We start from the raw sequence: 25,504 nt of genomic DNA, 5'->3' as shown, positions 1-25,504 counted from the left end.
TCAGGCTTCCGTGACCCAGTGGGGGGCGCGCTTGTCGAGGAAGGCGCCCAGGCCTTCCTGGCCTTCGGCGGACACCCGCAGGCGCGCGATCAGGGCGGCATTATCGCGATCCAGGGTGTCGCGGTCATGGCTGTCGCGGACCTGGCGGACCAGTTGCTTGGCGGTGGACGAGGCGATCGGGCCGGCCTTGTCGAGCAGGGCCAGCTGGCGTTGCACGGCCTCGTCCAGGCGTTCGGGCTCGACCAGCTGGTGGACCAGGCCGATGCGCAGCGCGGTGTCGGCGTCGAAATGCTCGCCGGTGGCGAACCAGCGGCGGGCCTGGCGCGGGCCGATGGCTTCGATCACATAGGGCGAGATCACCGCCGGCAGCAGGCCGAGGCGGCTTTCGGTCAAGCCGAAGCGGGCCGAGGTGCTGGCGATGGCGATGTCGCAGCAGGCGACCAGGCCGACGCCGCCGCCGAAGGCCGCGCCATGGACCCGGGCCAGGGTCGGTTTGGGCAGCTCGTCCAGGGTGCGCATCAGCCGGGCCAGGGCCAGCGAGTCCTCGCGGTTATCGGCTTCGCTGGCCGCCGCCATGCCGCGCATCCACTGCATGTCGGCACCTGCCGAGAAGGAGGCGCCGTGGCCGGCCAGCACCACCGCGCGCACCGAAGCATCGTGGCCGGCGGCCTCCAGTGCGGCGGTCAGCCGGGCGATCAGCCCGGCGTCAAAGGCGTTGTGCAGCTCCGGCCGGTTCAGCCAGAGGGTGAGGGCGGCGCCGCTGCGCTCGATCTGCAAAGCATCGTTCATGGGATTCCAGGGTCACTCCATACCTGTATGGATCATAGCGGGCCATTGGTCATGGGCCATGACGCGACGCGGGAATGTTAGAATCGAGAACCATTTACATCCAGCAGAGAACACGCTAGATGACGCTGTCCGAACTGCCGCTGCACACCTCGGCCGTGGTCGAGTCCGTGCAGGACCTGCATGCGAACGATGCCATCGCCCGTCGCCTGCGCGAGCTGGGTTTCGTGAAGGGCGAGGAAGTACGCCTGGTGGCCAAGGGCCCGGTGGGGGGAGAGCCGCTGCTGGTGCAGGTCGGGTTCACCCGTTTCGCGCTGCGGATCAGTGAAGCCAAGCGGGTCGTGGTGGACGCCGCCAGCCAGGAACGACGCGCATGACTGCTACTGCCACTACCGCCCCCCTGCGCGTTGCGCTGGTCGGTAACCCCAACAGCGGCAAGACCGCTCTGTTCAACCAGCTGACCGGCAGCCGGCAGAAGGTTGCCAACTACACCGGCGTCACCGTCGAGCGCAAGGAAGGCCGCCTGCGTGCGCCGTCCGGCCGCGAGTTCGCGGTACTCGACCTTCCGGGTGCCTACAGCCTGCATCCGGCCAGCCTGGACGAGGCGATCACCCGTGACCTGTGCCGGGGTTTCTATCCGGGCGAAGCCGCGCCGGATGTGCTGCTGTGCGTGATCGACGCCACCAACCTGCGCCTGCACCTGCGTTTCGCTCTGGAACTGCGCGAGCTGGGCAAGCCGATGGTGGTGGCGCTGAACATGGTCGATGCGGCCCAGCGCCGCGGCATCCAGGTGGACGTGGCCGCGCTGGAGCGCGAGCTGGGCGTGCCGGTGGTGGAGACCGTGGCGGTGCGCAAGCAAGGCGCCAAGGCCCTGGTCGAGCGCCTCGATGCGATGGTGCCGCACCTGGATGCACCGGTGCCGGGCCCGGAAGGTGGCATCGACTACCATGCCAAGGTGCGCGAGATCCTGTCGGTCGCCGTGCGGATGCCAGCGCGGACCGCGAAGATCGACGACGCGCTGGACCGCTGGCTGCTGCACCCGGTGTTCGGCCTGGTCAGCCTGGCGGTGGTGATGTTCCTGATCTTCCAGGCGGTGTACGCCTGGGCGACGCCGTTGATGGACGGCATCGAAGCCGGCTTTGCCTGGCTGGGCGAGTTTGTCGGCAGCGTGCTGCCGGAAGGTCCGCTGGCCAGCCTGCTGACCGACGGCATCATCGCTGGTGTCGGTGGCGTGGTGGTGTTCCTGCCGCAGATCCTGATCCTGTTCTTCTTCATCCTCGTGCTGGAGGAGTCCGGTTACCTGCCGCGCGCGGCGTTCCTGCTCGACCGCATGATGGCCGCCGCCGGGTTGTCCGGCCGCTCGTTCATCCCGCTGCTGTCCAGCTTTGCCTGCGCAGTGCCGGGCATCATGTCCACGCGCAGCATCCAGGACCCACGTGACCGCCTGGCCACGATCCTGGTGGCGCCGTTGATGACCTGTTCCGCACGCTTGCCGGTGTACGCGCTGCTGATTGGTGCGTTCATTCCGCAGAAGACGGTGTGGGGCGTGTTCAACCAGCAGGGGCTGGTCCTGTTCGGCCTGTACGCCGCCGGTATCCTCAGCGCGCTGGCGATGTCGTGGATCATGAAGAAGTGGCGTCGCGACAAGAGTGAGCATCCACTGATGCTGGAGCTGCCGTCTTACCGCCTGCCGCATGCGCGTGACCTGGCCGTGGGCCTGTACGAGCGTGGCATGATCTTCCTCAAGCGCGTCGGTGGCATCATCCTGGCGCTGACCATCCTGCTGTGGGTGCTGCTGTCGTTCCCGGCGGCTCCCGCTGGCGCCACGATGCCGGCCATCGACTACAGCTACGCCGGCCAGATCGGCCATGCGATGGCCGTGTTCTTCGCGCCGCTGGGCTTCAACTGGCAGATCTGCATCGCACTGATCCCGGGCCTGGCCGCGCGCGAAGTGGCGGTATCGTCGCTGGCCACGGTCTACGCGCTGTCCGCGGCCGATGACGATGCCGCCAGCCAGGCGCTGACCCCACTGATCAGCGACGGCTGGTCGCTGGCGACCGCGCTGTCGCTGCTGGTCTGGTACATCTACGCCCCGATGTGCATCTCGACGCTGGCCACCATCAAGCGTGAGACCAATTCGTGGAAGCAGATGGGCTTCGCCGCGTTCTACCTGTTCGCCGCGGCCTATGTGGCTGCGCTGATCACCTACCAGGTGACCAAGGCGCTGGGAGGCGGCTGATGGATACCGGCCTGCTGATCCAGTACCTGATCATCGCGGTGGCCGTGCTGGTCAGTGCCTGGGTGGTGCTGAAGAAGCAGTTCCCGGGCACCGTGCGCACGCTGCGCGGGGCCTTGGCGCTGGCCCTGCTGAAGCCGGGTCGCCCCGGCTGGATGCAGGCGCTGGGGCGGAAGATCGCGCCGCCGGCGACTGGAGGTGGTGGTGCCTGTGGTGGTTGTGACAGCTGCGGGCCAACTCCACCGAAGCAGCACTGACGCTGCTTTTCCTGCGCTGGTGGCTGCGAACCTTCTGCCGGTGGGTGCGGGCCCTCCCCCTGTGGGTGCGAACCTTGGTTCGCACGCTCTCCGGATTCAAACCTCTCTCCGGATGATCGCCCGGAAGCGACCATCCTGATTCAATCGCCGCACCGATTCCCGGTTTCCATGGCTGGCCGCGAAGCCGGCCACGTCGGCAAGGGCAAAGAGCAGCAGGCCTTTCAGCGCGTCGCGGTTGCCGGCCTGCAGCAGATCTTCAAGATCCTGCTGGATGAAGGTCCGGCGCAGGCCTGGCGTCTCTTCGATCCGCCAGTCGACATGGGGCGTGGGAATGCTGGAGCGGTACCTGAAGGCCGTTTCAAGATCGTCAGGCGCGAGCGGATACTCGAGCAGCTCTGGAAAGTAGAGTCCAGCATTCACATAGAAGCCCCGGTTTTCGTTGGCGCGTTGGTGATTCACGACAAGCAGGGCGGCATCCAGCAAGCGGTAGCGGGTCGTAGACGTTCCGGCAAAGCCGGTCTTCCTGGCGCACTTGCTGAAGACGGTCGAGGATTTCATGGGTTCTGCCTGGGCCGGAAGACGGGCCACAGCCTTGAGGCGCAGTGCCCGACGGTCAATTGGCAAACGCGACATCCGGAACACTGGCCAGCATTTCATCCACGCATGGCGTGGATCTACCGGGCGCGTGAGCCCAGCTCTGCTGCCAGCGCCAGCCACCGATTGCGTTGCTCCGGCGAGCTGCTGCGTACCGCACCGAGGCGGCTGACACGCACCGGGCGGATGCCGCAGAACTGCAGGATGGTGGCGCGGATCTGGCTGATGCCCGGGTCGCGGTAGATCCAGCGGTAATACCAGGGCGGCGTGTCCAGGGTGGTGATCACCCGTGCGCTGCGTCCGGCCAGCAGCCGGTCCCACCACACCGAATCGCGCCGGTAGCGGAAGGCGTACCCCGGCAGCAGCACGCGATCGAAGAAGCCCTTCAGCAGGGCCGGCATTGCACCCCACCAGGTGGGGTAGACCAGCACCAGATGATCGCAGGCTTCGATCGCCTCGGCGGCGTCCTGCAGATCCGTTTCCAGCGGCTGGATCTGGCGGTAGCCGTGGCGCAGCACCGGGTCGAATTCAAGATCGCCCAGTGCGATCAGGCGTACCCGGTGGCCGGCGTTTTCAGCGGCGGTGGCATAGCGCTGGGCGAGCGCGCCGCACAGGCTGTCGCGCTCGGGATGGCCGAGCAGGATCAGGACGGAACGGGACACGGCAACCTCGGGCAATGGAAAGTGCGCGAGGTTGGGGTCTGCCCCAGGGGCAGAGTCAAACCGGGGTGGTGCAGCCGCTGGGATCCAGGATGCAGTCGCCGCTGCCGGAGTGCAGCCACTGCTGCAGTTCGTCGGTGACCTGCTGCAGGGCGAGCTCGACCTGCGCCAGCCGCGCCCGTTCGCTGGCAATGCGTGTGCGCTGCTGTTCCAGCAAGGCCAGCACCGCAGGCCAGTCGAGCCGTCCGTCGCGGCGCTGCAGGCGCGAGATCGCGGCCAGGGTGATACCCAGCGCCAGTGCCTGGCGGATCAGCTGCACCCAGGCCACGTCCTGTTCGCTGTAGTCGCGATAGCGGTTCAGTCGTGGCACCGGCGGCAACAGGCCACGCGCCTCGTACAGGCGGATGGCCTTGGCGCTGGCACCGGTCAGGCGGCTGACCTCGGAGATGCGCATCGGTTCAGTTCCGCACCAGTCCGCCATCGACCACCAGGTTCTGGCCGGTCACCGCGCGCGACCACGGGCTGGCGAAGAACAGCGCGGCATCGGCGAATTCGGCCGGTGTGGTGACGCTGCGCAGTGGCGTGTTGGCGGCGATGTAGTCGAACACCGCTTCGGGCGTGGCGGCGCTGGCATCGGTGGTGCGCAGCAGGCCACCGGACAGCATGTTCACGGTGATGCCATGCGGGCCGAGGTCGCCGGCCAGGGTGCGGGTCAGCGACAGCAGTGCGGCCTTGGCGGCGGTGTAGTCGTGGTAGGGCACGACCGGGTTCTGGAACAGGTTGGTGCCGATGTTGATCACCCGGCCGAAGCGACGGGCCTGCATGCCGGGCAGGGCCGCCTGCACGGTGTTCAGCGCGCCGCGCACGCTGCCCTCGAACTGCGCCTGAAAGGCCGGCCAGCCGATATCTGCGGCGCCGTCGCGGGCATCGCCATTGAACGAGAACGCCGCCAGCGCGTTGTTGACCACGGTTGTCACGCCTTGCCCGAAGTGGGCCATTGCCTGCTGCAGCATCGCATCGACCTGGCCGCGGTCGGTGACGTCGGCCGGCAGTGCGATCGCCTGTCCGCTCAGCTCGGCAGCCAGGGCACGTGCGGCGCCTTCGCTGCGGTGGTAATTGACGATGACGCGCGCGCCCTGTGCGGCGAAGGCGCGGGCGATGTGCTGGCCAAGTCCGCGTCCGCCACCGGTGACCAGCACCAGCTGTTCGCTGATCTGCATGAGGGAGCTGCCATCCATTGCATGAAAGGGCATGCAGCGTAGCAGCGATGGCGCTTGCCGGAGCGGGCGTGCTGCCGCTAGCCTGCAGGCATGAACCAGACTCCCCTGCGATTGCTCATTCACGGCGCCTCCGGGCGCATGGGCCAGGCCCTGCTGCGGCTGGCCGCCGAACATCCCGAAACCCTGCAGATCGTGGCCGCGGTGACCGGCCGTGCGCCGGCGCAGCGCGTGGTCGACGGCGTGCCGTTCTTCGGTGCCAGCGAACTGCCCGGCGCGCCGGTGTTCGACGTGGCGATCGACTTCAGCCTGCCGGAGGGTTTCGACCCGATGCTGGCGTTGTGCGTGGAGCGGGGTGCCGGGCTGGTGTCGGGCACCACCGGGATCTCCAGCACGCAGCGCCAGGCGCTGGACGCGGCGGCTGCGAAGATCCCGCTGGTCTGGGCCTCCAACTTCAGCCTGGGCGTGGCGGTGCTGGACGAGTTGGTAGAGCGCGCGGCGCAGGCGTTGGCCGGCTGGGACTGTGACATCGTCGAGTCGCACCACACCCAGAAGAAGGATGCGCCGTCGGGCACCGCGCTGACCTTGGGCGCGGCCGCGCAGCGGGGTGGGGCGGAACCGCACTACGCCAGCCTGCGCGCCGGTGACATCGTCGGCGAGCATCTGGTGCAGTTCACCGGGCTGGGCGAGCGCATCGAGCTGGTGCACCGGGCCACCAACCGCGACATCTTCGCCCGCGGCGCCCTGTTCGCCGCCCGCCAGCTGCACGGCCGCGCGCCGGGCAGCTACCGGGTGCGCGATCTGCTGGACGGGCCGCGTTAACCGGTAGCGCCGGGCCGTGCCCGGCGTCGGTGTCGGTTCCGCCGGGCATGGCCCGGCGCTACCAGCGGGCGCCGCATACGCCGCCGGATTGAAATGAATACGCAATCGCCTGTTCATCAAGCGCGATAACCGCTGGCGCGAGCGCCCCGGCAGCGCTACAATTCGCACTCGCCGAATCACGAAAGCCGGACCGGTCCCAGACCGTACGTCCGCGCTTTTTTGCAACCGGATTTCCGTGAAGCGCAGGCGTGACTTCGGCAGCCCCCTCGGTAGCCAAAGTGAGATTCCCGTGACCCAAGCCGCAATCCTCGTCCTCGAAGACGGCACCGTATTCGAGGGCGAATCCGTAGGCGCGCCCGGCCTGTCCGTCGGTGAGGTGGTGTTCAACACCGCCATGACCGGCTACCAGGAAGTGCTGACCGACCCGTCCTACGCCCGGCAGATGGTCACGCTGACCTATCCGCATATCGGTAACACCGGCATGACCGACCAGGACAATGAAGCGTCCAAGGTGTGGTCGGCCGGCCTGATCGTGCGCGACGTTCCGCGCCGTCCCAGCAACTGGCGCAGCCAGGTGTCGCTGCAGGACTGGCTGATCCAGCGCGGCGTGGTCGCCATCGCCGGCATCGACACCCGCAAGCTGACCCGCATCCTGCGCGAGAAGGGCGCGCAGAACGGTGCGCTGATGGCCGGCGACATCGACGTGGAAAAGGCACTGGAAGCCGCCCGCAAGTTCCCGGGGCTGAAGGGCATGGATCTGGCCAAGGTTGTCACTACCGAGAAGACCTACACCTGGACCGAGGGCCAGCTCGACCTGGATGCCAACGCCTTCGTCAGCGTGCCGTCCCGGTTCAAGGTCGTGGCTTACGACTTCGGCGTGAAGACCAACATCCTGCGCATGCTGGCCGAGCGTGGCTGCGAAGTGACCGTGGTGCCGGCCCAGACCCCGGCCGCTGAAGTGCTGGCACTGAAGCCGGACGGCGTGTTCCTGTCCAATGGCCCGGGTGACCCGGAACCGTGCGACTACGCCATCGAAGCGATCAAGACCTTCATCGACGTGAAGATCCCGACCTTCGGCATCTGCCTGGGCCACCAGTTGCTGGGCCTGGCCTCGGGCGCGCAGACCATGAAGATGGGCCACGGCCACCACGGTGCCAACCACCCGGTGCAGGACCTGGACAGCGGCCGGGTGATGATCACCTCGCAGAACCACGGCTTCGCGATCGATGAAGCGACCCTGCCGCCGACCCTGCGCGTGACCCACCGTTCGCTGTTCGACGGCACCAACCAGGGCGTGGCCCGCACCGACGTGCCGGCGTTCTCGTTCCAGGGCCACCCGGAAGCGTCGCCGGGCCCGACCGACGTCGGTCCGTTGTTCGACCGCTTCGTGGTGCTGATGGAGCAGGCCAAGGCGTGATCAGTACGCCGCCGGCCCCCCGGTGGCGTCGCGATGGACCGTAAACCCCGCATCGCTGCTGCCCCCGGCGCGGCGCTGCGGATCAAGATTCCTGATCGACAGCGTGCGATCACCCCCCTTGTCACGCTGTACTGACTTAGAGAAGAAAATGCCCAAGCGCACTGACCTCAAGACCATCCTCATCATCGGTGCTGGCCCGATCGTCATCGGCCAGGCCTGCGAGTTCGACTACTCCGGCGCCCAGGCCTGCAAGGCCCTGCGTGACGAGGGTTACCGCGTGGTGCTGGTCAACAGCAACCCGGCCACGATCATGACCGACCCGGAGATGGCCGACGCCGTCTACATCGAGCCGATCAACTGGCAGACGGTCGAGAAGATCATCGCCAAGGAAAAGCCCGACGCGCTGCTGCCGACCATGGGTGGCCAGACCGCGCTGAACTGCGCGCTGGACCTGGCCGACAACGGCGTGCTGGAGAAGTACAACGTCGAACTGATCGGCGCCAAGCGCGAAGCGATCCGCATGGCCGAAGACCGCGAGCTGTTCCGCGTGGCCATGGGTGAGATCGGCCTGGAATGCCCGACCGCCGCCGTCGCCCACACCCTGGACGAAGCGCTGGAGATCCAGACCCGCGTCGGCTACCCGACCATCATCCGCCCCAGCTTCACCCTGGGCGGCAGCGGTGGCGGCATTGCCTACAACCGCGAAGAGCTGGTCGAGATCGTCAGCCGCGGCCTGGAACTGTCGCCGACCACCGAAGTGCTGGTGGAAGAGTCGGTGCTGGGCTGGAAGGAATTCGAGATGGAAGTGGTCCGCGATACTGCGGACAACTGCATCATCGTCTGCTCGATCGAAAACCTGGACCCGATGGGCGTGCACACCGGTGACTCGATCACTGTGGCGCCGGCGCAGACCCTGACCGACAAGGAATACCAGCGCCTGCGCGATGCCTCCATCGCCGTGCTGCGCAAGATCGGCGTCGATACCGGTGGCTCGAACGTGCAGTTCGGTATCAACCCGAAGACCGGCCGTGTGGTCGTCATCGAGATGAATCCGCGTGTGTCGCGTTCCTCGGCGCTGGCTTCCAAGGCCACCGGCTTCCCGATCGCCAAGGTCGCCGCGAAGCTGGCCGTGGGCTACACCCTGGACGAACTGAAGAACGAGATCACCGGCGGCCTGACCCCGGCCTCGTTCGAGCCGTCCATCGACTACGTCGTCACCAAGATCCCGCGTTTCGCCTTCGAGAAGTTCCCGGCCGCCGACGCCCGCCTGACCACCCAGATGAAGTCGGTGGGCGAGGTGATGGCGATGGGCCGCACTTTCCAGGAGTCGGTGCAGAAGGCCCTGCGTGGCCTGGAAACCGGCAAGGTCGGCTTCGACCCGACCGGCCTGGACCTGGCCAACGAAGAAGACCTGCAGACCCTGCGCCGCGAGCTGAAGGCGCCGGGCCCGGAGCGCCTGTTCTTCGTCGCCGATGCGTTCCGCGCCGGCATGAGCGTGGAAGAGATCTACGCACTGTCGTTCATCGATCACTGGTTCCTGGACCAGATCGAGGAAATCATCGCGGCGGAAGCTGAAGTCACTGCCGGTGGCATCGATGCGCTGGACGCTGCACGCCTGCGCAAGCTGAAGCGCGCTGGCTTCTCCGACGCGCGCCTGGCGCAGCTGACCGGTACCAACGAAGCCGCCATCCGCGCGCTGCGTCGTGCGCACAAGGTACGCCCGGTCTACAAGCGCGTGGACTCCTGTGCCGGTGAGTTCTCCACCGGTACCGCCTACCTGTACTCGACCTACGAGGACGAGTGCGAGGCCGCGCCGAGCAACCGCGACAAGATCATGATCCTGGGCGGTGGCCCGAACCGCATCGGCCAGGGCATCGAGTTCGACTACTGCTGCGTGCACGCGGCACTGGCGCTGCGCGAGGATGGCTATGAAACCATCATGGTCAACTGCAACCCGGAAACCGTGTCGACCGACTACGACACCTCCGACCGCCTGTACTTCGAACCACTGACCCTGGAAGACGTGCTGGAAATCGTCGAGCTGGAACAGCCGAAGGGCGTGATCGTGCAGTACGGCGGCCAGACCCCGCTGAAGCTGGCGCGCGCGCTGGAAGCCAACGGCGTGCCGGTGATCGGCACCAGCCCGGACTCGATCGACCTGGCCGAAGACCGTGAGCGCTTCCAGCAGCTGGTCGACAAGCTGGGCCTGAAGCAGCCGCCGAACCGCATCGCCCGCAACGACCAGGAAGCCCTGCTGCTGGCCCGCGAGATCGGCTACCCGCTGGTGGTGCGCCCGAGCTACGTGCTGGGCGGCCGTGCGATGGAGATCGTCTACGGCGAAGCCGACCTTGCCCGCTACGTGCGCGACGCGGTGAAGGTGTCCAACGATTCGCCGGTGCTGCTGGACCGCTTCCTCGACAACGCCGTCGAGTGCGACGTCGACATCATCGCCGACAAGGATGGCAACGTCCTGATCGGTGGCGTGATGGAGCACATCGAAGAAGCTGGCGTGCACTCGGGCGATTCCTCCTGCTCGCTGCCGCCGTACTCGCTGTCGGCTGAAACCCAGGCCGAACTGCGCCGCCAGGTGGTGGAGCTGGCCAAGGCCCTGAACGTGGTCGGCCTGATGAACACCCAGTTCGCGATCCAGACCAGCGACGAAGGTGCCGACACCATCTACCTGCTGGAAGTGAACCCGCGTGCCTCGCGCACCGTGCCGTTCGTGTCCAAGGCCACCGGCATGCCTCTGGCCAAGATCGCCGCCCGTTGCATGGCTGGCAAGAGCCTGGCCGAGCAGGGTGCAACCAAGGAAATCGTGCCGGACTATTACTCGGTGAAGGAAGCGATCTTCCCGTTCGCCAAGTTCCAGGGCGTCGATCCGATCCTCGGGCCGGAGATGCGCTCCACCGGTGAAGTGATGGGCGTAGGCCGCACCTTCAACGCCGCCTTCGCGCGTGCGCAGGAAGCCGGTGGCATCAAGGCGCCGCCGGTCGGCAAGGCCTTCGTTTCGGTGCGTGATCCGGACAAGAAGCGCGTGCTGCCGGTGGCCAAGGCGCTGCTGGCGCGTGGCTACAGCCTGGTCGCCACCCGTGGCACCGCCGCGTGGCTGCAGCAGCATGGCATGGACTGCGAGATCATCAACAAGGTGGTCGAAGGCCGTCCTCACATCGTCGACTCGATCAAGAACGGCGAGATCGTCTACATCGTCAACACGACCGAAGGTCGTTCGGCGATCAACGACTCGTTCTCGATCCGTCGCGAGGCACTGCAGCATCGCGTCACCTACTCGACCACCATTGCCGGCGCCAAGGCGCTGGTGGATTCACTGGAATTCCGCGGCACCGGCCCCGTCTGGTCGCTGCAGGAGCTGCACAAGGAGTTGAATGCATGAGAGCCCCCATCACGATGAAGGGCGCGCAGAAGCTGCGCGACGAACTGGATCACCTGAAGTCGGTCAAGCGGCCGAAGGTGATCGCCGCGATCGCCGAGGCGCGTGAGCACGGTGACCTGAAGGAGAACGCCGAGTACCATGCCGCGCGCGAGGAACAGGGCTTCATCGAAGGCCGCATCAAGCAGCTGGAAGGTGAGCTGTCGCACGCCGAAATCATCGACGTGAGCAAGCTCAATGCCGGCTCCAAGGTGGTGTTCGGCGCCAGCGTGACGCTGGCCGACGTGGAAACCGACGAAGAGAAGAAGTACCAGATCGTTGGTGACCTGGAAGCGGACATCAAGCTGGGCCTGATCGCGATTTCCTCGCCGGTGGCGCGCGCGATGATCGGCAAGCTGGAAGGCGATTCGATCGTGATCGACGCCCCGGCCGGCCAGCGCGAGTACGAGATCGTCAGCGTCAGCTACGTGGACTGACCACGTGGCGACGGCGACCCTGCTGTTGCCTGCACGCAGCCGCTTTGCCGCGGCTGCGCTGCCGGACGATGTGGCGCGTGCGCTCGGCCGTGCCACGACGGTGCAGGTCGCACCGGGCGAACGCGCACAACTGACGCGCCATTTCACGGTTGCCGCGCCGCACTGGCCGGTGGCCGCGTTGACCCGCCAGCGCGACGTCGGCGATGCAGCCGGCGCCTGCTGGCTGCGTGCCGACCCGGCCTGCATGGTGCCGGACATGCACGGCGCGCGGATGATGGCCTACGGCGAGACGCTGCGGCCGACCTTGGCGGACTGCCTGGCCCTGTTGCCGGTGCTGCAGCCGCTGTTTGCCGATGCCGGATTCGTGCTCGACGCACCGGATCCTTCGCGCTGGTACCTGCGGCTTCCGATCGACCTGGCCCTGCCGGACTTCGACAGTCCGGACGAGGTGCTGGGCGATGACCTGTTCTCTCACCTGCCCGAAGGCGAGGGCGGCCGTCGTTGGCGGGCGCTGATGACCGAAGCGCAGGTGCTGCTGCACAACCATTCCTGGAACCAGCAGCGCGCCGCGCAGGGACAACAGCCGATCAATTCGCTGTGGTTCTGGGGCGGTGGCGTGATGCCGGTGTCGGTCAGCACGCCGCACGCACAGGTGCGTAGCCGCGATGCCCTGTTGCAGGGCCTGGCCCTGGCGGCTGGCGTCGCCGTGGACGGCGAGCAGGCGGTGGATGCATTGGTGGATCTGCGCCAGCTGCGTTCCCTGCAGCAGCTCGGCAATGAAGCGATCCGTCCGCTGCTGGCCGCGCTCAAGCGTGGTGAGCTGCAGCGGCTGGTGCTGGATTTCGAAGACGGCCTGCAGTTCCAGCTGGACCGTGGACAGCGCTGGCAGTTCTGGAAGAAGCCGCGCCAGCTGCACGATTGAAGCCGACGCTGCGCGCTGCCGCACAGCCACGGGTGCTGCTGATTCCCCCTGTAGCGCCGAGCCCATGCTCGGCTTCATCATTACTGGACTTCTGTAACGTAGGTCGGCAATGACCAGTGCCTGCGGCTCCGGGTTGAGCAGTATTCACCCAGATACGTCGCGCTCAGGACAAGGCGCGAGCCATCCCAGGCCCAGTGCCGGTTCGTGCCGCAGGGATCGGTGTCGGTCACAGAACCTTCTTCAAGGAATATGGCATACGGATAGAGCGGAAACAGCGTGCTCGCGGTGATCAGCGTGGGCGAAAACGGTGGGCGGTCGCGGATCAGCCATGCACCTGCGGACACGATGTAGCGGTCGGTTGCGCAATTCAACAGCGCCAGGACATGGTTGGTATCTACCCGTTCGATACGGAGTTGGCGCGACGACATCCGGTCGCACGCATTTCCCGCAGCGGCCACCGGTTGCAGCTGCTGCAGCAGATCCGACCGCTCGGCCAGCTGCGCGTCGCCTTCCTGTGCTTCGACCAGAAGCGGCGGTGCCTTCAGGGGTGGCGCGGTAACCGCAGCCGGGACCTTCGATTCCGGCTGTGAGCCCTTGCGCACCAGCGCGCCAGGCGTATCCAGCCGACCCTGTACTTCGTCCATCTTCAGCAACAGCGTGTAGATGCCCCGGTCGGACAGCGGCCACGCGTTGCCCGTAGCGTCACTCATCTCGACGCGCTTGCCCGCCAGCAGGGCCTCGATCATGGCGGTCACGTAGTGCGTGGGCAGCTCCAGGCCAGAGTCGAGTGCTTCGCTGTGGCCGATGGCACCGAGGTCCTCTCCGTCCACGTGCAGGTGCAACGTTCCTTCGGGGGCCACCGCCGCAGGGGTCGCAGGCGCGTCCTCTCCGCCGTCGGCCATGGACAGCCGGGCGGTGACCGCCGCGCGCGGCCCGCCGCTGCGCCCGATCAGCGCGCTCAGCATCAGCGGCGCCAATGGACCGTAGGCTGCCAGCCGGCAGGTGCGGGTGTTGTCGCAGGCCATCACGCCGTCGCCTTCCACGAACGATATGCCAACCGGCTCTGTGGCCGTTGCCGTCGATGCCAGTGTCAGCAACGCCAACAGGAGTGGCGTGCGTAACAGTGAAGATGCGTGCATTCAACGCACCTCGCTGATCAGGGTTGGCAGCATCCAGTGTCCGCCCGGTATGCCGCGACACAGGCCCGTACTGAAAGCGCTGCTGGGCTGGAATCTGCGGCCGTCCCATACCCAGTCCGAGCCGGAAACACAGTCGCCAATGCCACGGCCCTTGTAGCGTGCGTAGAGCGTGCGTTCGGCGCGCGAGAAGCCCTCTGCCTCCAGCGTGATCGTCTGCGGGGCGAACGGCGGCTCATCACGCGCGATCCAGAAGCCATTGCTGTAGTTGTACGCCCCCATCTGGCACAGCGCCTGCACCAGTACATGGTGCTCGTCCAGCCGCTCGATCACCATTTCCGGGGTGCCCGTGTACTCGATCAGGCGCGGACAGTCGTCACTGTCGCCGAGCGTGGCGATCACGGCATCGCGCAGCGCTTCGCTGCTTCCCAGTTCGCTGTCTCCGGAACGTGGCGCCACCAGCGCCGCGCTCACGATCACCGGCTTGGCGTATGCAGCCGGCACTCTGGTTTCGGCGCGCGTGCCACGCCGCACCAGGGCGCCGGGTGTACCGATCCTTCCCTGTGTCTCGTCCATTTTCAGTAGTACGGCGGCAGCCCCACGGTCGGAAATCGGCCAGCGTGTGCCGTTGTTGTCGATGACCTCGATGCGGGCCCGGCCGGGCAGAGCGGCGAGCAGTGCTTCAACCTGCGCGGGACGCAGCGTCACGGCCTCGTCGGCGCCGGTGTCCTGCACCGGGCCCAGATCACGGTCGTTCACCAGCAGGCGCATCGCTCCTTCAGGCATTGCGCTTTCGCCATCCTCGCCCACCCGCAGCCGCGCCTTCACCGGCGTGCCGGGTCCGCCGGCACGTTCCAGCATCAGTCCCAGGTGGCTGTCGGCGCTCTCCGGGCCATAACCCGCGGCACGGCAGGTGCCGGTGTTGTCGCAGGCCAGGAACCAGTCGTGGTGCACGAACTCGATACCGGGTGTGGCCGTCGTGTTTCCGGCATCGGGGGCGAGCGGCAGCAGCAGGCCGACAATCAGTGCGGACAACGGGCGATACATGGCGAATTCCGTTTCAGAAGCGAACAAGCATGGGCGATCGCCACCTCTGCGCCAAGCCCGGGAAGAGCCCGGCAAGCCGGGCGGGGTATCATGCCCGGGTCTTCCGTCACCCGGCGATGCCGATGTCCCTTGCCGCCGATGCTGTGCAGCCGTCCTCTGATACGCCGATGATCCGCCGCCGCGATGCGGTCGTGCCCGGCCTCTGGCCGGAGGGCACGCTGCCGTTGCTGGCGCGGCTCTACGCCAGTCGCGGTGCAGGTACACCGGAGTTGGCGCAGCCGAAGCTGGGCAATCTGCACGCCCCCGAGCTGCTGACCGGCATCGACGATGCAGTGGGCCTGCTGGTCGAGGCCATCGCCAATGACAAGCGCATCCTCGTGGTCGGCGATTTCGACTGCGATGGCGCCACCGCCTGTGCGGTCGGTGTGCGCGGCCTGCGCATGCTCGGCGCGCAACACGTCTTCCACGCGGTGCCGAACCGCATGGTGCATGGCTATGGCCTGTCGCCGTCGCTGGTGGAGGAGCTGGCCGCGCTGCAGCCGGACCTGCTGGTCACAGTCGACCACGGCATTGCCTGCCATGCCGGCGTGACTGCGGCCAAGGCACGTGGCTGGCAGGTACTGGTCACCGACCACCATCTGCCGGGCCCGCAGCTGCCGCCGGCCGACGTCATCGTCGATCCGAATCTGGACGGCGACGCCTTCCCCAGTAAATCGCTGGCCGGTGTCGGCGTGATCTTCTACGTGCTGATGGCGTTGCGCCGGCAGATGCGCGAGGCCGGCGTCTTTGCCGATGGCAAGGGACCTGACCTGACCACGCTGCTGGACCTGGTGGCGGTCGGCACCGTCGCCGACCTGGTGGCGCTGGATCCGAACAACCGTGCGCTGGTCAGTGCGGGCCTGCGCCGTCTGCGCGCAGGGCAGGGTTGTGTCGGCCTGCGTGCGCTGATCGAAGCCAGTGGCCGTGACGCCACGCGACTGACGGCCTCCGACATCGGCTTCGCACTCGGCCCACGCCTGAACGCGGCGGGCCGGCTGGAAGACATGGCGCTGGGCATCGCGCTGCTGCTGACCGAAGACCCACGGCAGGCGCGCGAGATCGCGCAGACGCTGGAGCAGATCAATGCGGAACGGCGCGCCGTGCAGCAGTCGATGACCGACGACGCCGAGCAGGCGTTGACCCGCGTGGTGCTGGACATGGCAGGCCAGCGCCCGGTGGCTGCCTGCCTGTTCGACGCGGACTGGCATCCGGGCGTGGTCGGTCTGGTTGCATCGAAGATGAAGGATCGCCTGCATCGCCCGGTGATCGCCTTCGCGCCGGCCGAACCGGGCGCCGACACCCTGCGTGGCTCGGCGCGCTCGATCCCCGGCCTGCACATCCGTGACGCACTGGCGCTGGTCGATGCGCGCCATCCGGGTCTGATCGAACGCTTCGGTGGGCATGCCATGGCGGCTGGACTGAGCATGCGCCTGGATCACGTCGATGACTTCAAGGCCACCTTTGTGGCCGTGGTGCTGGAAATGCTCGATCCGGCGGCACTGCAGCAGCAGGTTCTCAGCGACGGCGAACTGGCCGCCGACGAGCTCGATCATCGCCACGCCGTCGCGTTGCGCCTGGCCGGACCGTGGGGCCAGGGCTTCCCCGAACCGTTGTTCGACGGCTACTTCGAAGTGGCCAACTGGCGCGTGCTGAAGGAGCGCCACCTCAAGCTGGAGCTGCGCCTGCCGGGCGTACCCGGCACGATCAACGCGATCCATTTCGGCGGCTGGCACGGCAACGCACCGGGCCGCCACGTGCATCTCGCTTACCGGCTCGCCTGCGATGACTATCGCGGCGGCAGCGCCATCCAGCTGATTGTGGAGCACAGCCTCCCCGCTTGAAGAAAAAGGGACGGAGGGGATCAAGTCGTTTTTGCCTTGTTTGCCATTGCGACTTGATCCCCTCCGTCCCCTTTTTTGGGACCCCGCCAACCCCGTTCCGGCAGCTCGTGCGTTCAACGGTCTAAGATCCCACTGGAGTCCGGTCATGGTCTTCGCCCGATGCTGCACTGTGTTGTTGCTGGCCCTTGTGGCCTGGCCCGCTGGCGCGCAGTCGCCGCCGATCTCCCGGCCGCAGGCCGCCACGCCGCTGCTGATCGCGCCGGCCGCCGAACAACCGGTGCAGCTGCAGCGCGCACGCATCGAGGGCGAAGTCCAGGCGGGCATCGCCCAGACCCGGATCACCCTGGAATTCCATAACCCGAACCGGCGCGTGCTGGAAGGTGAGCTGCAGTTCCCGCTGGGCGACGGTCAGCAGATCAGCGGCTTCGCGCTGGATATCAACGGCGAGATGCGTGACGCGGTGCCGGTGCCCAAGGACCGCGGTCGTCAGGTATTCGAGGAGATTGCCCGCCGCGGCGTCGACCCGGGCCTGCTGGAACAGACCGCTGGCAACCAGTTCCGCCTGCGCATCTACCCGCTACCTGCCGGCGGCAGTCGGCGCGTGCAGCTGGTGATGCGTGAGCCGTTGGCCTTCGACGGCCACGGTTGGCAGTGGACGCTGCCGCTGCAGTTCGCCGCCGGTGCGGCCTCGGTTGAACTGAAGCTGCAGGCGCCTGCCACGACCAGTGCAGGTGCGGCTCCGTTCCGCATCAGCACGGGCCAGCTGCACTGGCAGGGCAAGGGCGCGCAGCTACCGGCGCAGCTGCAGTGGAGCCTGCCCGCAGCACGTCAGGCACAAGTCCAGGTGGCGCCCTGGCAGGACGGCCACTACCTGCTGGCGCAGCTGCCCGTGCCGGTCAGCCCCACGCCACGCGCGATGCCCAGCGAGGTCGGGTTGCTGTGGGATGGCTCCGGCTCAGCGGGCCAGCGCGACCGCACGCGTGAGTTCGCCCTGCTGGATCGGTACTTCGCCGCAATGGGTGACGGCACGGTGGCACTGACCGTGCTGCGCGACCGCGCCGAACCGCTACGGCGCTTCCGTATCCGCGCAGGCAACTGGAGCGAGCTGCGCGCGGCACTGCAGGCGGTGCGCCCGGACGGTGCCAGCGCGCTGGCCCAGTGGCAGCCGCAGCCGAGTGTGAAGGAATACCTGCTGGTCAGTGATGGCCTGCTGACCTATGGGCCGGAGCAATTGCCGACGCTGGCACCGGATCAGCGCCTGTTCGCGATCAGCAGCGCCGGTGCCCGCACCGACAGCACGCGCCTGCGCGGCTGGAGCGAATCCCATGGCGGTCGCTTCGTCGCGCTGGGCAAGGATGTGGGGGCAGCTGCCAGCGCGCTGCTGTCGTCGCCGTTGGATGTGCAGGTCGATGCGGGGCGCGGCGTGCAGGACGTGGTGATCGATCGTCGCAGTGAAGCCCAGGGCTGGCTGTGGCTGCACGCACGACTGGCCGCCGACGGCGTGCCGATGCGGGTGCGCGTGGGTGGCGGCGAATGGCAGGCGCTGCCACCCACGCAGAAAAGCGATGACGGCGAACTGCTGGCCGGCCTGTGGGCGCAGGCGCGCCTGCAGCAACTGGCCGTCGACCGCCGCAGCAACCGTGAGGCCATGCAGCGCCTGTCCCAGCAGTTTGGGCTGGTGGGGCCGGATACCTCGCTGATCGTGCTGGAAACCCTGGATGACTACCTGCGCTACGCGATCCGCCCGTCCGGCAAACTGCGCGCCGAGTACGATGCCCGCTTCGCGAGGCAGGTGAGCGATCGCGCCGCTGCAGATCGCCAGCGTCTGGATGAAGTGGCTGCACGCTGGAGGGAGCGCCAGCAATGGTGGAACCGCAGCTGGCCGAAGGGAATGCCGCAGCAGCCGAAGGGCGGGGCACTGGAAGTGGCCTCCGCGGACTACGCGATGGAATCGGCGCCGGTGGCGATGCTCGCCGCGCCTGCCCCTGCGGCACCGCCCGCCCCGGCACCGATGGCCGCCGCCGAGCAGCGCATGGAAGCCAGCAGCGCGCGTGCACGTCGCTCGGCGCCTGCATCCAACAAGGCCCTGGATTCAATCACGGTCACGGGTGGCCGTGTCGCTGCGCCCGCTGCCGCCAACGAGGGCGAGCTCGGCATCCAGCTGGCGGCCTGGCAGCCGGACTCGACCATCGCCCGGCGCCTGCGCCAGGGCCCGGCGTCGCAACTGTATGACCGCTACCTGGCCGAGCGCGATGCCCATGCCGACAGCAGCGCATTCTTCCTCGACGTGGCCGACCTGCTGCTGGCGCAGGGTCAGCGCGACCTGGCACTGCGCGTGTTGTCGAACCTGGCCGAGATGGACCTGGACAACCGCCACCTACTGCGCGTGCTCGGTTACCGACTGATGCAGGCCGATGCTCCCGCGCTGGCGGTGCCGGTGTTCGAGCAGGTGCTGGCGATGGGCCAGGAGGAACCGCAGAGCTTCCGCGACCTCGGCCTGGCACTGGCGGCGGCCGGCAAGCCGCAGCAGGCGCTGGCGCCACTGTACCAGGTGGTGGTGCGGCCGTGGGACAGCCGCTTCGATGGCATCGCCCTGATCGCATTGGATGAACTGACCAACCTGGTGGCCCGCAGCACGCCCCGGCTGGATACCACCAGCATCGACCCGCGCCTGCTGCAGGCGATGCCGCTGGACCTGCGGGTGGTGCTGTCGTGGGATGCCGACAACAGCGACATGGACCTGTGGGTGACCGACCCGAACGGCGAGCGCGCCTACTACGGCAACCGCCTGACCTACCAGGGCGGGCAGATGTCGCAGGACTTCACCGGCGGCTATGGTCCCGAGCAGTTCTCGCTACGCAACGCCAAGCCGGGCAAGTACAAGGTGGAAGCGAACTACTTCGGCAGCCGCCAGCAGCTGGTGACCGGGGCGACGACGCTGATGCTGCGCCTGACCACCCACTGGGGCACGTCGAAGCAGAAGGACCAGATGGTCACGATGCGGTTGAAGGATCGCGCCGAAACCGTGCTGGTGGGCGAGTTCGAGGTGCGGTAGTGCCGGGCCATGCCCGGCGGCTGCACAGCCGGGGAAGGGCCTGTCCGTGCATGGCGCGGATCTACCGCACGTCTTCGACTGCCGGAAGGCGCTGGCGCGGAATCCACCGCGTCAGCGCCACGCCGCCGCCAAGGACCAACAGCGTGCCGACGGTCTGCCACAGCAGCTCGGTAGCCGGCACGTCGGGCAGCCTCGCAGTTCCGGCAAGCCAGTCGATCAACGGCCGCGCCAGCAGGTAGATCAGCACCACGCCCAACACGCGCAATATCCGCTGCACGATACCCTGCGGGTCCTTCGGCCAGCCACGCCATTGCAGCCACGCCACCAGCAGGCCCAGTGCGAGCAGTCGACCGGCTTCACCCACTGGAACGAAGCGGGTGGTCGCTGCCGCCCATGCCATCAGCACGCCCAGCCCCAGCAGGACCGGCAGCTGCCAACGCTGGTTTGAGCGCATGCCTGGCATCAACTGCCACGCCAGCAGCGCAACACCGATGCCGACCAGCCAGCCGGCCAGCACGTCGGCCAGGAAATGCCGGCCCAGGTACATCCGTGACACCGCCATCAGCAGTGGCCAACCGAACGCCAATGCCCAGCGCAGCCAGCGGCGGCGGATGCCGAAGGCCAGCAGCAGGCCCACGCAGGCGGCGGTGGCTACGCCGACGTGGCCACTGTTGAAGCCATAGTCGGCATCGGGCTGCGCGCGCAGCATCGCGGTGGCCCGGGCATCAGGCAGGGACCAGAACGTGTGCCCTCCGCCGTCGACCACGAACGGGTGCGACGGCACGCCTTTGTCCAGCACGCGTGCATCCACATCCGATGGACGGGGCAGGGCGGCACCCTGTTTGATCGCATGGGTGGCGCAGGCCATCAGCAGTACCGCCAGCATCACGCACAGGCCGGCGCGCATTCGTGCGCCGAACGCGCAGAGCAGGATCAGCGCTGTGTAGGCCATTTCGTAGCCGAGCAGGCTGATGAACTGCATCAGCGCCAGCATCCAGCCGCCGTCGAAGGTCTGCTGCAGCCACAGGTGCCAGTGGGTCTGGAACATCCGTTGTCCTCATTGCGCCGTGGCGGCGCGTACCGCCGGTGACGATAGCGGATCGGCCTTCAGGCCGAACAGGGGCCGCAGCCAGCGGGAGCGTCGGATCAGCAGTTCGTGGATCAGCAGGCAGCCGCCGACGGTGCCGCCCAGCAGTAGCGACGGCTCCAGCCAAGGACCCAGTTGCAATGGCTTGAGCCAGAACAACAGCACGATGATCAGGCTCTGGTGCAGCATGTACCAGGGATAGATTGCCTCGGTGCAGTACGGCAGCCAGCCGAACGGGCGGTCGAGGAAGACCTTGCCCCAGCCGAGGATGGCCAGCAGCGCGGTCCAGACATACACCGACTGGCTGGTCCTGCCCTGCAGGTCCCAGAACGTTTCAGGCCATTGCCGCAGCGAGGAGTCAGCCGGCAGCACCTGGCCGAGGATGCGCAACCCCAGATACCAGCCGACCGCCGCCAGCGCCAGCCACAGCGTGGTGCGGCGCAGGGAGACCACGCGCTGCCAGAACACCGGCTCGCGACCGAGCAGGTAGCCGGCCAGGAACACTGTCGCGTACTTCGCGTGCTGGTACCAGTCGCCAAGCAGGGTATTGGTGGACGGATAGACCGGCTCCAGCCAGATCACCCAGGCCAGCAGCAGCGCAGACGGAATTCCGATCAGCAGTATCGGCGAGGCGGCGCAGAACGCGATCGCATGACGCACCACGGCCGTTCCCAGCAATGGCATCAGCAGGGCCAGGGCCAGCGTGTAGTTCCACAGATAGGCCAGGTACCACAGGTGGTTCCAGGTGATGCCGTATTGCCAGCCGGCGAAACTGCCTTCCGGCCACGGCCGCACCTGCCAGTAGCGCAGAAGGAAATGCCCGAAGCCGGGCGCAACATGACCGTTGGCCACGCCCTCGCAGTAGGGCTGGATCGGCACGATCACGAACATGCCGAACAGCAGGGGCAGCAGCAGCTGCCACGTGCGCAGGCCGGCAAAGCGCAGCAGCCTGCCTTCCGGCCGCATCAGCGTGATGGCGATGCCTGAAATCAGGAACAGCAGCGACATCCGCCAGCGGTTGACGAACAGCATCGGCCACTGCAGCCATTCGGCGGTATGCACGCTCTTGAGGTGGAAGCCCCAGTCGTCCACATAGGCCATGGCGGTGTGGTAGAGGATCAGCAGGGCGAAGGCGAACACGCGCAGGGCGTCGATGTCGTGGCGTCGGGTCATGGTGGAGGTGTGCCGGAAGGTCGAGCCAACGTGACGCCGTCCGGCCTGTGCAGCCACTGCCAAGGGGCTGCCGGAACCCGCGCAGTGACCAATGGCGGGGGTGGCGGGACCAATGGAGCGGCTACCTTTGGTCCCTTGAGGCAGGCTGGAGCACCGCAACAACATGGATGCAGCAATGACCCAGGGCCGACCATCGCGCTGGCGTACTTCAACGCGCCTGCTGGTATGGGCGACCATCCTGTCGGCTTCAGCAGTGACCAATGCGCTGGTGGAAGTGATGGACGCCAGTCGCCGCGGCGCCGATCTCGGCCTGTGGGAGCCGATGATCTGGGAGTTCAGCAGCCTTTGCCTGGTCCTGATGACCCTGCCGTTGCTGTGGTGGGGCTGCGAGCGCTGGCCGCTGCATGCCGATACCTGGAAGCAGCGGTTGCCGGTGTATCTGCTGGCCAGCGTAGGCTGGTCGCTGCTGCACGTGGTGGGGATGATGGTGCTTCGGCATCTGGCCTATGGAGCGCTGGGCTATCGGTACCAGGACGATGCCGGCTGGCTGGAGCGTTTTGCCTACGAATACCTGAAGGATGTGCGCACCTTCGCGATGTTCGTGGCACTGGAGCACTTCGCCAGCTGGTTCGGGCGGCGCAGGCAGGGTGAGGCGAGCCTGCTGGCCGAGCCTGACGTCGGCCCGCCGGTGGAACCGGTCGAGCGCCCGCAGCACTTCCTGGTGCGCAAGCTGGGCAAGGAGTTCCTGGTCGCCACCGCCGACGTGGAGTACGCCCAGGCCGCGGGGAACTACGTGAACCTGCGGGTACGCGGGCACGACTACCCGCTGCGGATCACCATGGCGGTGCTGGAGCAGCGGCTGGACCCGAGCGAGTTCCTGCGCCCGCACCGCAGCTGGCTGATCAACCGGGGCCAGCTGCGCTCGATCGAGCCGCTGGAGGGGGGCGAGGCCCTGCTGCATATGGCCGACGGGGCGAAGGTGCCCTGCAGCCGGCGCCAGCTGCCGTTGCTGCGGCAGGCGCTGGGGGCAGGGTAAGGCCCTCATTCCGGGCATCCCCGGCCTGCGGTATCATTACCAGTCATCTTTTGAATGCATAACCGCCGACATGATCGAACTGAATCCTGTCCGCCAGCGCATCACCGATCTGACCGATCGCGTGCTGTCGCTTCGGGGGTATCTTTGACTACGACGCCAAGAAAGAGCGTCTTGAAGAAGTAACGCGGGAGCTGGAAAGCCCCGACGTCTGGAACAACGCCGAGTACGCCCAGAATCTGGGCCGCGAGCGCTCCAGCCTGGAAAAGACCGTGGGCGGCATCGCCTCGGTGCTCGACGGCCTGGCTGATGCCACCGAACTGCTTGAGCTGGCCGAGTCCGAGCAGGACGAGGACACCGCGCTGGCCGTGGTCGCCGACCTGGACAAGCACCAGTCGCACGTCGAGAAGCTGGAATTCCAGCGCATGTTCTCCGGCGAGATGGACAATGCGGCCGCGTTCGTCGACATCCAGGCCGGTGCCGGTGGCACCGAAGCCCAGGACTGGGCCGAGATCCTCCTGCGCATGTACCTGCGCTGGTGTGAATCGCGCGGCTGGAAGACCGAGCTGATGGAAGTCTCCGGTGGCGACGTCGCCGGCATCAAGTCGGCCACCCTGCGCGTGGAAGGCGACTACGCCTATGGCTGGCTGAAGACCGAGACCGGCGTGCACCGCCTGGTGCGCAAGTCGCCGTTCGACTCGGACAACCGCCGCCACACCAGCTTCACCTCGGTGTTCGTGTCGCCGGAAATCGATGACAACATCGACATCACCATCAACCCGGCCGACCTGCGGACCGACGTGTACCGTTCGTCCGGTGCTGGTGGCCAGCACGTGAACAAGACCGAGTCGGCAGTGCGTATCACCCACATCCCGACCAACATCGTTGTGGCCTGCCAGACCGGCCGCAGCCAGCACCAGAACCGCGACAACGCGATGAAGATGCTGGCCGCCAAGCTGTACGAGCTGGAGATCCAGAAGCGCAACGCCGAGAAGGACGCGGTGGAAGCCACCAAGTCCGACATCGGCTGGGGCAGCCAGATCCGCAACTACGTGCTGGACCAGAGCCGCATCAAGGACCTGCGCACCGGCATCGAGCGTTCAGATACGCAGAAGGTGCTGGATGGCGACCTGGACGAGTTCGTCGAGGCCAGCCTGAAGGCCGGCCTGGCTGTGGGCTCCAAGCGCGTCGATGCCTGATCGGCGCGCCTGCGCGGATATCGTCACCCTCGTGCGCAACGCCGAGGGTGGTCGATCACGCGTCCTGTAGAGCTGAGCCATGCTCAGCTGCTTTTCGCGGGGTAGCAGATGCGTCGAGCATGGCTCGACGCTACAACGGGCACGGCGGTAGCGATGATGCGCAGCGAAAGTGAACGCAAGGAACTCGGCGGCTTCCTCAAGGCCTGCCGCGCCCGTGTCGATCCCGCCACGCTCGGCCTTCCGGCCGGGCGCCGGCGCACCCCGGGCCTGAAGCGCGAGGAAGTGGCGCTGGCCATCGGCGTAAGCGTCAGCTGGTACACCTGGATCGAGCAGGGCCGCGAAGTGCGTGCCTCGCCCGAGGTGCTTGAGCGCCTGGCGCAGGTGCTGCGCATGAGCGACGACGAACGCGCCTATGCGTTCGCGTTGTCCGGCTATGGCGTGCCACTGGAATCACCGGACGAAAGCGTGACCGATGGCCTGCGCCAGCTGGTGGAGGCGATGCAGCCGATCCCTGCGTATGTGCGCAATACCCGCTTCGACATCCTGGCCTGGAACCCGGCCATCGCTGAGCTGTTCGTGGACTACAGCCAGCTGGCGCCGCATGAACGCAACACGCTGCGGCTGATGTTCCTGTACTCGCCGTACCGTACGCTGATTCTCAACTGGGAAGAAATGACCCGCGGCCTGCTGGCAGGTTTCCGTGCGGCGATGGCGCAGGCGCCGGACAAGGCGCCGTTCCTGGCGTTGGTGGAGGACATTGCCGCGCACAGCGAGGAATTCCGTCAGTGGTGGCCGGAGCACGACGTGCGGCGGTTCGATGAAGGTGCGAAGAAGTTGAACCATCCCACGCGCGGGTTGCTGGACCTGCAGTACGTGGCGCTGGTGCCGGAGAGCCGGCACGATCTGTCCCTGGTGACTTACCTGCCGCGGAAGTAGGGGGTGTTCGGCAGGGCTTGCAGCCCTGCACCCGCAGAGGCCGAAGCGACAGCAACTGCAACAGCGGGCATTCCGTGAGATGGCGGGGCGGTGTCGGAGTGCGGGGACGCCGTAAACCCGTCCCTGGGGGCTTGGCAGCCGCTTGCTCGTGTACGCTGTCCTACGCACACGGCAAGACCGGGGT

22 protein-coding genes are annotated in these 25,504 nt (G+C 67.2%); 13 read left to right on the top strand and 9 right to left on the bottom strand.

Annotated features, from left to right (window positions below; translation table 11 throughout):
• Positions 1-789 carry an enoyl-CoA hydratase/isomerase family protein gene (locus tag ARC63_RS07190; RefSeq protein WP_043399004.1) on the bottom strand — a complete coding sequence of 263 codons (789 nt, stop codon included), beginning with the start codon at positions 787-789 and terminating at the stop codon, positions 1-3.
• A 119-nt stretch (positions 790-908) separates the two neighbouring features.
• Here ARC63_RS07190 and ARC63_RS07185 point away from each other — a divergent pair, with 119 nt between their 5' ends.
• Genes ARC63_RS07185 through ARC63_RS07175 form a run of 3 tightly spaced genes read left to right on the top strand, consistent with a single transcriptional unit; the run spans position 909 to position 3,279 of the window.
• A complete protein-coding gene (locus tag ARC63_RS07185; protein ID WP_005409473.1) occupies positions 909-1,163 on the top strand; it encodes a FeoA family protein in 255 nt (84 codons plus the stop codon).
• A complete protein-coding gene (gene feoB / locus ARC63_RS07180; protein ID WP_049481564.1) occupies positions 1,160-3,025 on the top strand; it encodes a ferrous iron transporter B in 1,866 nt (621 codons plus the stop codon). The genes ARC63_RS07185 and feoB overlap by 4 nt, the downstream gene beginning before the upstream one ends.
• Positions 3,025-3,279 carry a DUF6587 family protein gene (locus ARC63_RS07175; RefSeq protein ID WP_010482530.1) on the top strand — a complete coding sequence of 85 codons (255 nt, stop codon included), beginning with the start codon at positions 3,025-3,027 and terminating at the stop codon, positions 3,277-3,279. The genes feoB and ARC63_RS07175 overlap by 1 nt, the downstream gene beginning before the upstream one ends.
• Positions 3,280-3,375: 96 nt before the next feature.
• Here the strand turns inward: ARC63_RS07175 and ARC63_RS07170 are convergent, their stop codons facing one another.
• The 4 genes from ARC63_RS07170 to ARC63_RS07155 all read right to left on the bottom strand — a co-directional run bounded on the left by ARC63_RS07170 (position 3,376) and on the right by ARC63_RS07155 (position 5,752).
• Positions 3,376-3,837, bottom strand: coding sequence for a DUF4304 domain-containing protein (locus ARC63_RS07170; protein ID WP_057502908.1), 462 nt, complete (start codon positions 3,835-3,837; stop codon positions 3,376-3,378).
• Between the two features lie 116 nt (positions 3,838-3,953).
• On the bottom strand, positions 3,954-4,535 hold the full coding sequence (locus ARC63_RS07165; RefSeq protein WP_057502907.1) for an NAD(P)H-dependent oxidoreductase: 582 nt from the start codon (positions 4,533-4,535) through the stop codon (positions 3,954-3,956).
• A 55-nt stretch (positions 4,536-4,590) separates the two neighbouring features.
• Positions 4,591-4,986, bottom strand: coding sequence for a MerR family transcriptional regulator (locus tag ARC63_RS07160; RefSeq protein WP_057502906.1), 396 nt, complete (start codon positions 4,984-4,986; stop codon positions 4,591-4,593).
• A gap of 4 nt (positions 4,987-4,990) precedes the next feature.
• Entirely contained in the window at positions 4,991-5,752 is a 762-nt protein-coding gene (locus tag ARC63_RS07155; RefSeq protein WP_414616236.1) for a 3-oxoacyl-ACP reductase, read from the bottom strand.
• A gap of 90 nt (positions 5,753-5,842) precedes the next feature.
• Here ARC63_RS07155 and dapB point away from each other — a divergent pair, with 90 nt between their 5' ends.
• The 5 genes from dapB (at position 5,843) to ARC63_RS07130 (ending at position 12,774) form a co-directional block, all read left to right on the top strand.
• Positions 5,843-6,571 carry a 4-hydroxy-tetrahydrodipicolinate reductase gene (dapB, locus tag ARC63_RS07150; RefSeq protein WP_082587826.1) on the top strand — a complete coding sequence of 243 codons (729 nt, stop codon included), beginning with the start codon at positions 5,843-5,845 and terminating at the stop codon, positions 6,569-6,571.
• Between the two features lie 289 nt (positions 6,572-6,860).
• A complete protein-coding gene (gene carA, locus ARC63_RS07145) occupies positions 6,861-7,988 on the top strand; it encodes a glutamine-hydrolyzing carbamoyl-phosphate synthase small subunit (RefSeq protein WP_010482524.1) in 1,128 nt (375 codons plus the stop codon).
• Positions 7,989-8,136: 148 nt separating this feature from the next.
• Entirely contained in the window at positions 8,137-11,379 is a 3,243-nt protein-coding gene (gene carB / locus ARC63_RS07140) for a carbamoyl-phosphate synthase large subunit (RefSeq protein ID WP_010482523.1), read from the top strand.
• Between the two features lie 8 nt (positions 11,380-11,387).
• The gene (gene greA / locus ARC63_RS07135) at positions 11,388-11,852 is read left to right on the top strand and encodes a transcription elongation factor GreA (protein ID WP_026347191.1); all 465 of its coding nucleotides are present in this window, start codon (positions 11,388-11,390) and stop codon (positions 11,850-11,852) included.
• A gap of 4 nt (positions 11,853-11,856) precedes the next feature.
• Entirely contained in the window at positions 11,857-12,774 is a 918-nt protein-coding gene (locus ARC63_RS07130; protein WP_049409010.1) for a phosphoglycerate mutase, read from the top strand.
• 80 nt (positions 12,775-12,854) lie between these two features.
• On the opposite strand, the gene ARC63_RS07125 is transcribed toward ARC63_RS07130, so the two are convergent.
• Both ARC63_RS07125 and ARC63_RS07120 read right to left on the bottom strand, forming a co-directional pair.
• Positions 12,855-13,913 (bottom strand): DUF1176 domain-containing protein, encoded by a 1,059-nt coding sequence (locus tag ARC63_RS07125; protein ID WP_064968328.1) that lies wholly within the window; start codon positions 13,911-13,913, stop codon positions 12,855-12,857.
• Complete coding sequence (locus ARC63_RS07120; RefSeq protein ID WP_057502902.1) at positions 13,914-14,957, bottom strand: DUF1176 domain-containing protein; 1,044 nt, start codon at positions 14,955-14,957, stop codon at positions 13,914-13,916.
• Positions 14,958-15,079: 122 nt separating this feature from the next.
• On the opposite strand from ARC63_RS07120, the gene recJ reads away from it, so the two are divergent.
• Both recJ and ARC63_RS07110 read left to right on the top strand, forming a co-directional pair.
• Positions 15,080-16,837, top strand: coding sequence for a single-stranded-DNA-specific exonuclease RecJ (gene recJ / locus ARC63_RS07115; RefSeq protein WP_057502901.1), 1,758 nt, complete (start codon positions 15,080-15,082; stop codon positions 16,835-16,837).
• A gap of 145 nt (positions 16,838-16,982) precedes the next feature.
• Positions 16,983-19,892 (top strand): VIT domain-containing protein, encoded by a 2,910-nt coding sequence (locus tag ARC63_RS07110; protein ID WP_057502900.1) that lies wholly within the window; start codon positions 16,983-16,985, stop codon positions 19,890-19,892.
• A gap of 61 nt (positions 19,893-19,953) precedes the next feature.
• On the opposite strand, the gene ARC63_RS07105 is transcribed toward ARC63_RS07110, so the two are convergent.
• Positions 19,954-20,940 carry a phosphatase PAP2 family protein gene (locus ARC63_RS07105; RefSeq protein ID WP_057502899.1) on the bottom strand — a complete coding sequence of 329 codons (987 nt, stop codon included), beginning with the start codon at positions 20,938-20,940 and terminating at the stop codon, positions 19,954-19,956.
• A gap of 9 nt (positions 20,941-20,949) precedes the next feature.
• Positions 20,950-22,152: an acyltransferase family protein gene (locus ARC63_RS07100; protein WP_057502898.1), complete on the bottom strand. Its 1,203-nt coding sequence runs from the start codon at positions 22,150-22,152 to the stop codon at positions 20,950-20,952.
• A gap of 175 nt (positions 22,153-22,327) precedes the next feature.
• Between ARC63_RS07100 and ARC63_RS07095 the strand changes: the two genes are divergently transcribed.
• The 3 genes from ARC63_RS07095 to ARC63_RS07085 all read left to right on the top strand — a co-directional run bounded on the left by ARC63_RS07095 (position 22,328) and on the right by ARC63_RS07085 (position 25,320).
• Positions 22,328-23,188, top strand: a complete 861-nt coding sequence (locus ARC63_RS07095) for a LytTR family DNA-binding domain-containing protein (RefSeq protein WP_057502897.1) — start codon at positions 22,328-22,330, stop codon at positions 23,186-23,188.
• Between the two features lie 70 nt (positions 23,189-23,258).
• Positions 23,259-24,384, top strand: a protein-coding gene (gene prfB / locus ARC63_RS07090; RefSeq protein ID WP_097048047.1) for a peptide chain release factor 2 whose coding sequence is annotated in 2 segments (ribosomal slippage) — positions 23,259-23,333 and positions 23,335-24,384 — 1,125 coding nt in all. Because the reading frame shifts where the segments join, the coding sequence is not laid out codon by codon here.
• Between the two features lie 153 nt (positions 24,385-24,537).
• Entirely contained in the window at positions 24,538-25,320 is a 783-nt protein-coding gene (locus ARC63_RS07085) for a helix-turn-helix transcriptional regulator (RefSeq protein WP_057502896.1), read from the top strand.
• The last annotated feature ends 184 nt before the right edge of the window (positions 25,321-25,504 follow it).

The organism is Stenotrophomonas geniculata ATCC 19374 = JCM 13324, from assembly GCF_001431625.1.
Classification (GTDB): domain Bacteria; phylum Pseudomonadota; class Gammaproteobacteria; order Xanthomonadales; family Xanthomonadaceae; genus Stenotrophomonas; species Stenotrophomonas geniculata.
This window is presented reverse-complemented; position numbering and strand designations above follow the sequence as displayed.

Coding starts and splice junctions, on each gene's coding strand:
- ARC63_RS07110 (WP_057502900.1), top strand. CDS start 16,983: ATGGTCTTCGCCCGATGCTGCACTGTGTTGTTGCTGGCCCTTGTGGCC.
- ARC63_RS07185 (WP_005409473.1), top strand. CDS start 909: ATGACGCTGTCCGAACTGCCGCTGCACACCTCGGCCGTGGTCGAGTCC.
- ARC63_RS07100 (WP_057502898.1), bottom strand. CDS start 22,152: ATGACCCGACGCCACGACATCGACGCCCTGCGCGTGTTCGCCTTCGCC.
- ARC63_RS07170 (WP_057502908.1), bottom strand. CDS start 3,837: ATGAAATCCTCGACCGTCTTCAGCAAGTGCGCCAGGAAGACCGGCTTT.
- ARC63_RS07175 (WP_010482530.1), top strand. CDS start 3,025: ATGGATACCGGCCTGCTGATCCAGTACCTGATCATCGCGGTGGCCGTG.
- ARC63_RS07105 (WP_057502899.1), bottom strand. CDS start 20,940: ATGTTCCAGACCCACTGGCACCTGTGGCTGCAGCAGACCTTCGACGGC.
- ARC63_RS07095 (WP_057502897.1), top strand. CDS start 22,328: ATGACCCAGGGCCGACCATCGCGCTGGCGTACTTCAACGCGCCTGCTG.
- ARC63_RS07190 (WP_043399004.1), bottom strand. CDS start 789: ATGAACGATGCTTTGCAGATCGAGCGCAGCGGCGCCGCCCTCACCCTC.
- dapB (WP_082587826.1), top strand. CDS start 5,843: ATGAACCAGACTCCCCTGCGATTGCTCATTCACGGCGCCTCCGGGCGC.
- recJ (WP_057502901.1), top strand. CDS start 15,080: ATGTCCCTTGCCGCCGATGCTGTGCAGCCGTCCTCTGATACGCCGATG.
- ARC63_RS07125 (WP_064968328.1), bottom strand. CDS start 13,913: ATGCACGCATCTTCACTGTTACGCACGCCACTCCTGTTGGCGTTGCTG.
- ARC63_RS07085 (WP_057502896.1), top strand. CDS start 24,538: ATGATGCGCAGCGAAAGTGAACGCAAGGAACTCGGCGGCTTCCTCAAG.
- carB (WP_010482523.1), top strand. CDS start 8,137: ATGCCCAAGCGCACTGACCTCAAGACCATCCTCATCATCGGTGCTGGC.
- ARC63_RS07160 (WP_057502906.1), bottom strand. CDS start 4,986: ATGCGCATCTCCGAGGTCAGCCGCCTGACCGGTGCCAGCGCCAAGGCC.
- ARC63_RS07155 (WP_414616236.1), bottom strand. CDS start 5,752: ATGCAGATCAGCGAACAGCTGGTGCTGGTCACCGGTGGCGGACGCGGA.
- feoB (WP_049481564.1), top strand. CDS start 1,160: ATGACTGCTACTGCCACTACCGCCCCCCTGCGCGTTGCGCTGGTCGGT.
- ARC63_RS07120 (WP_057502902.1), bottom strand. CDS start 14,957: ATGTATCGCCCGTTGTCCGCACTGATTGTCGGCCTGCTGCTGCCGCTC.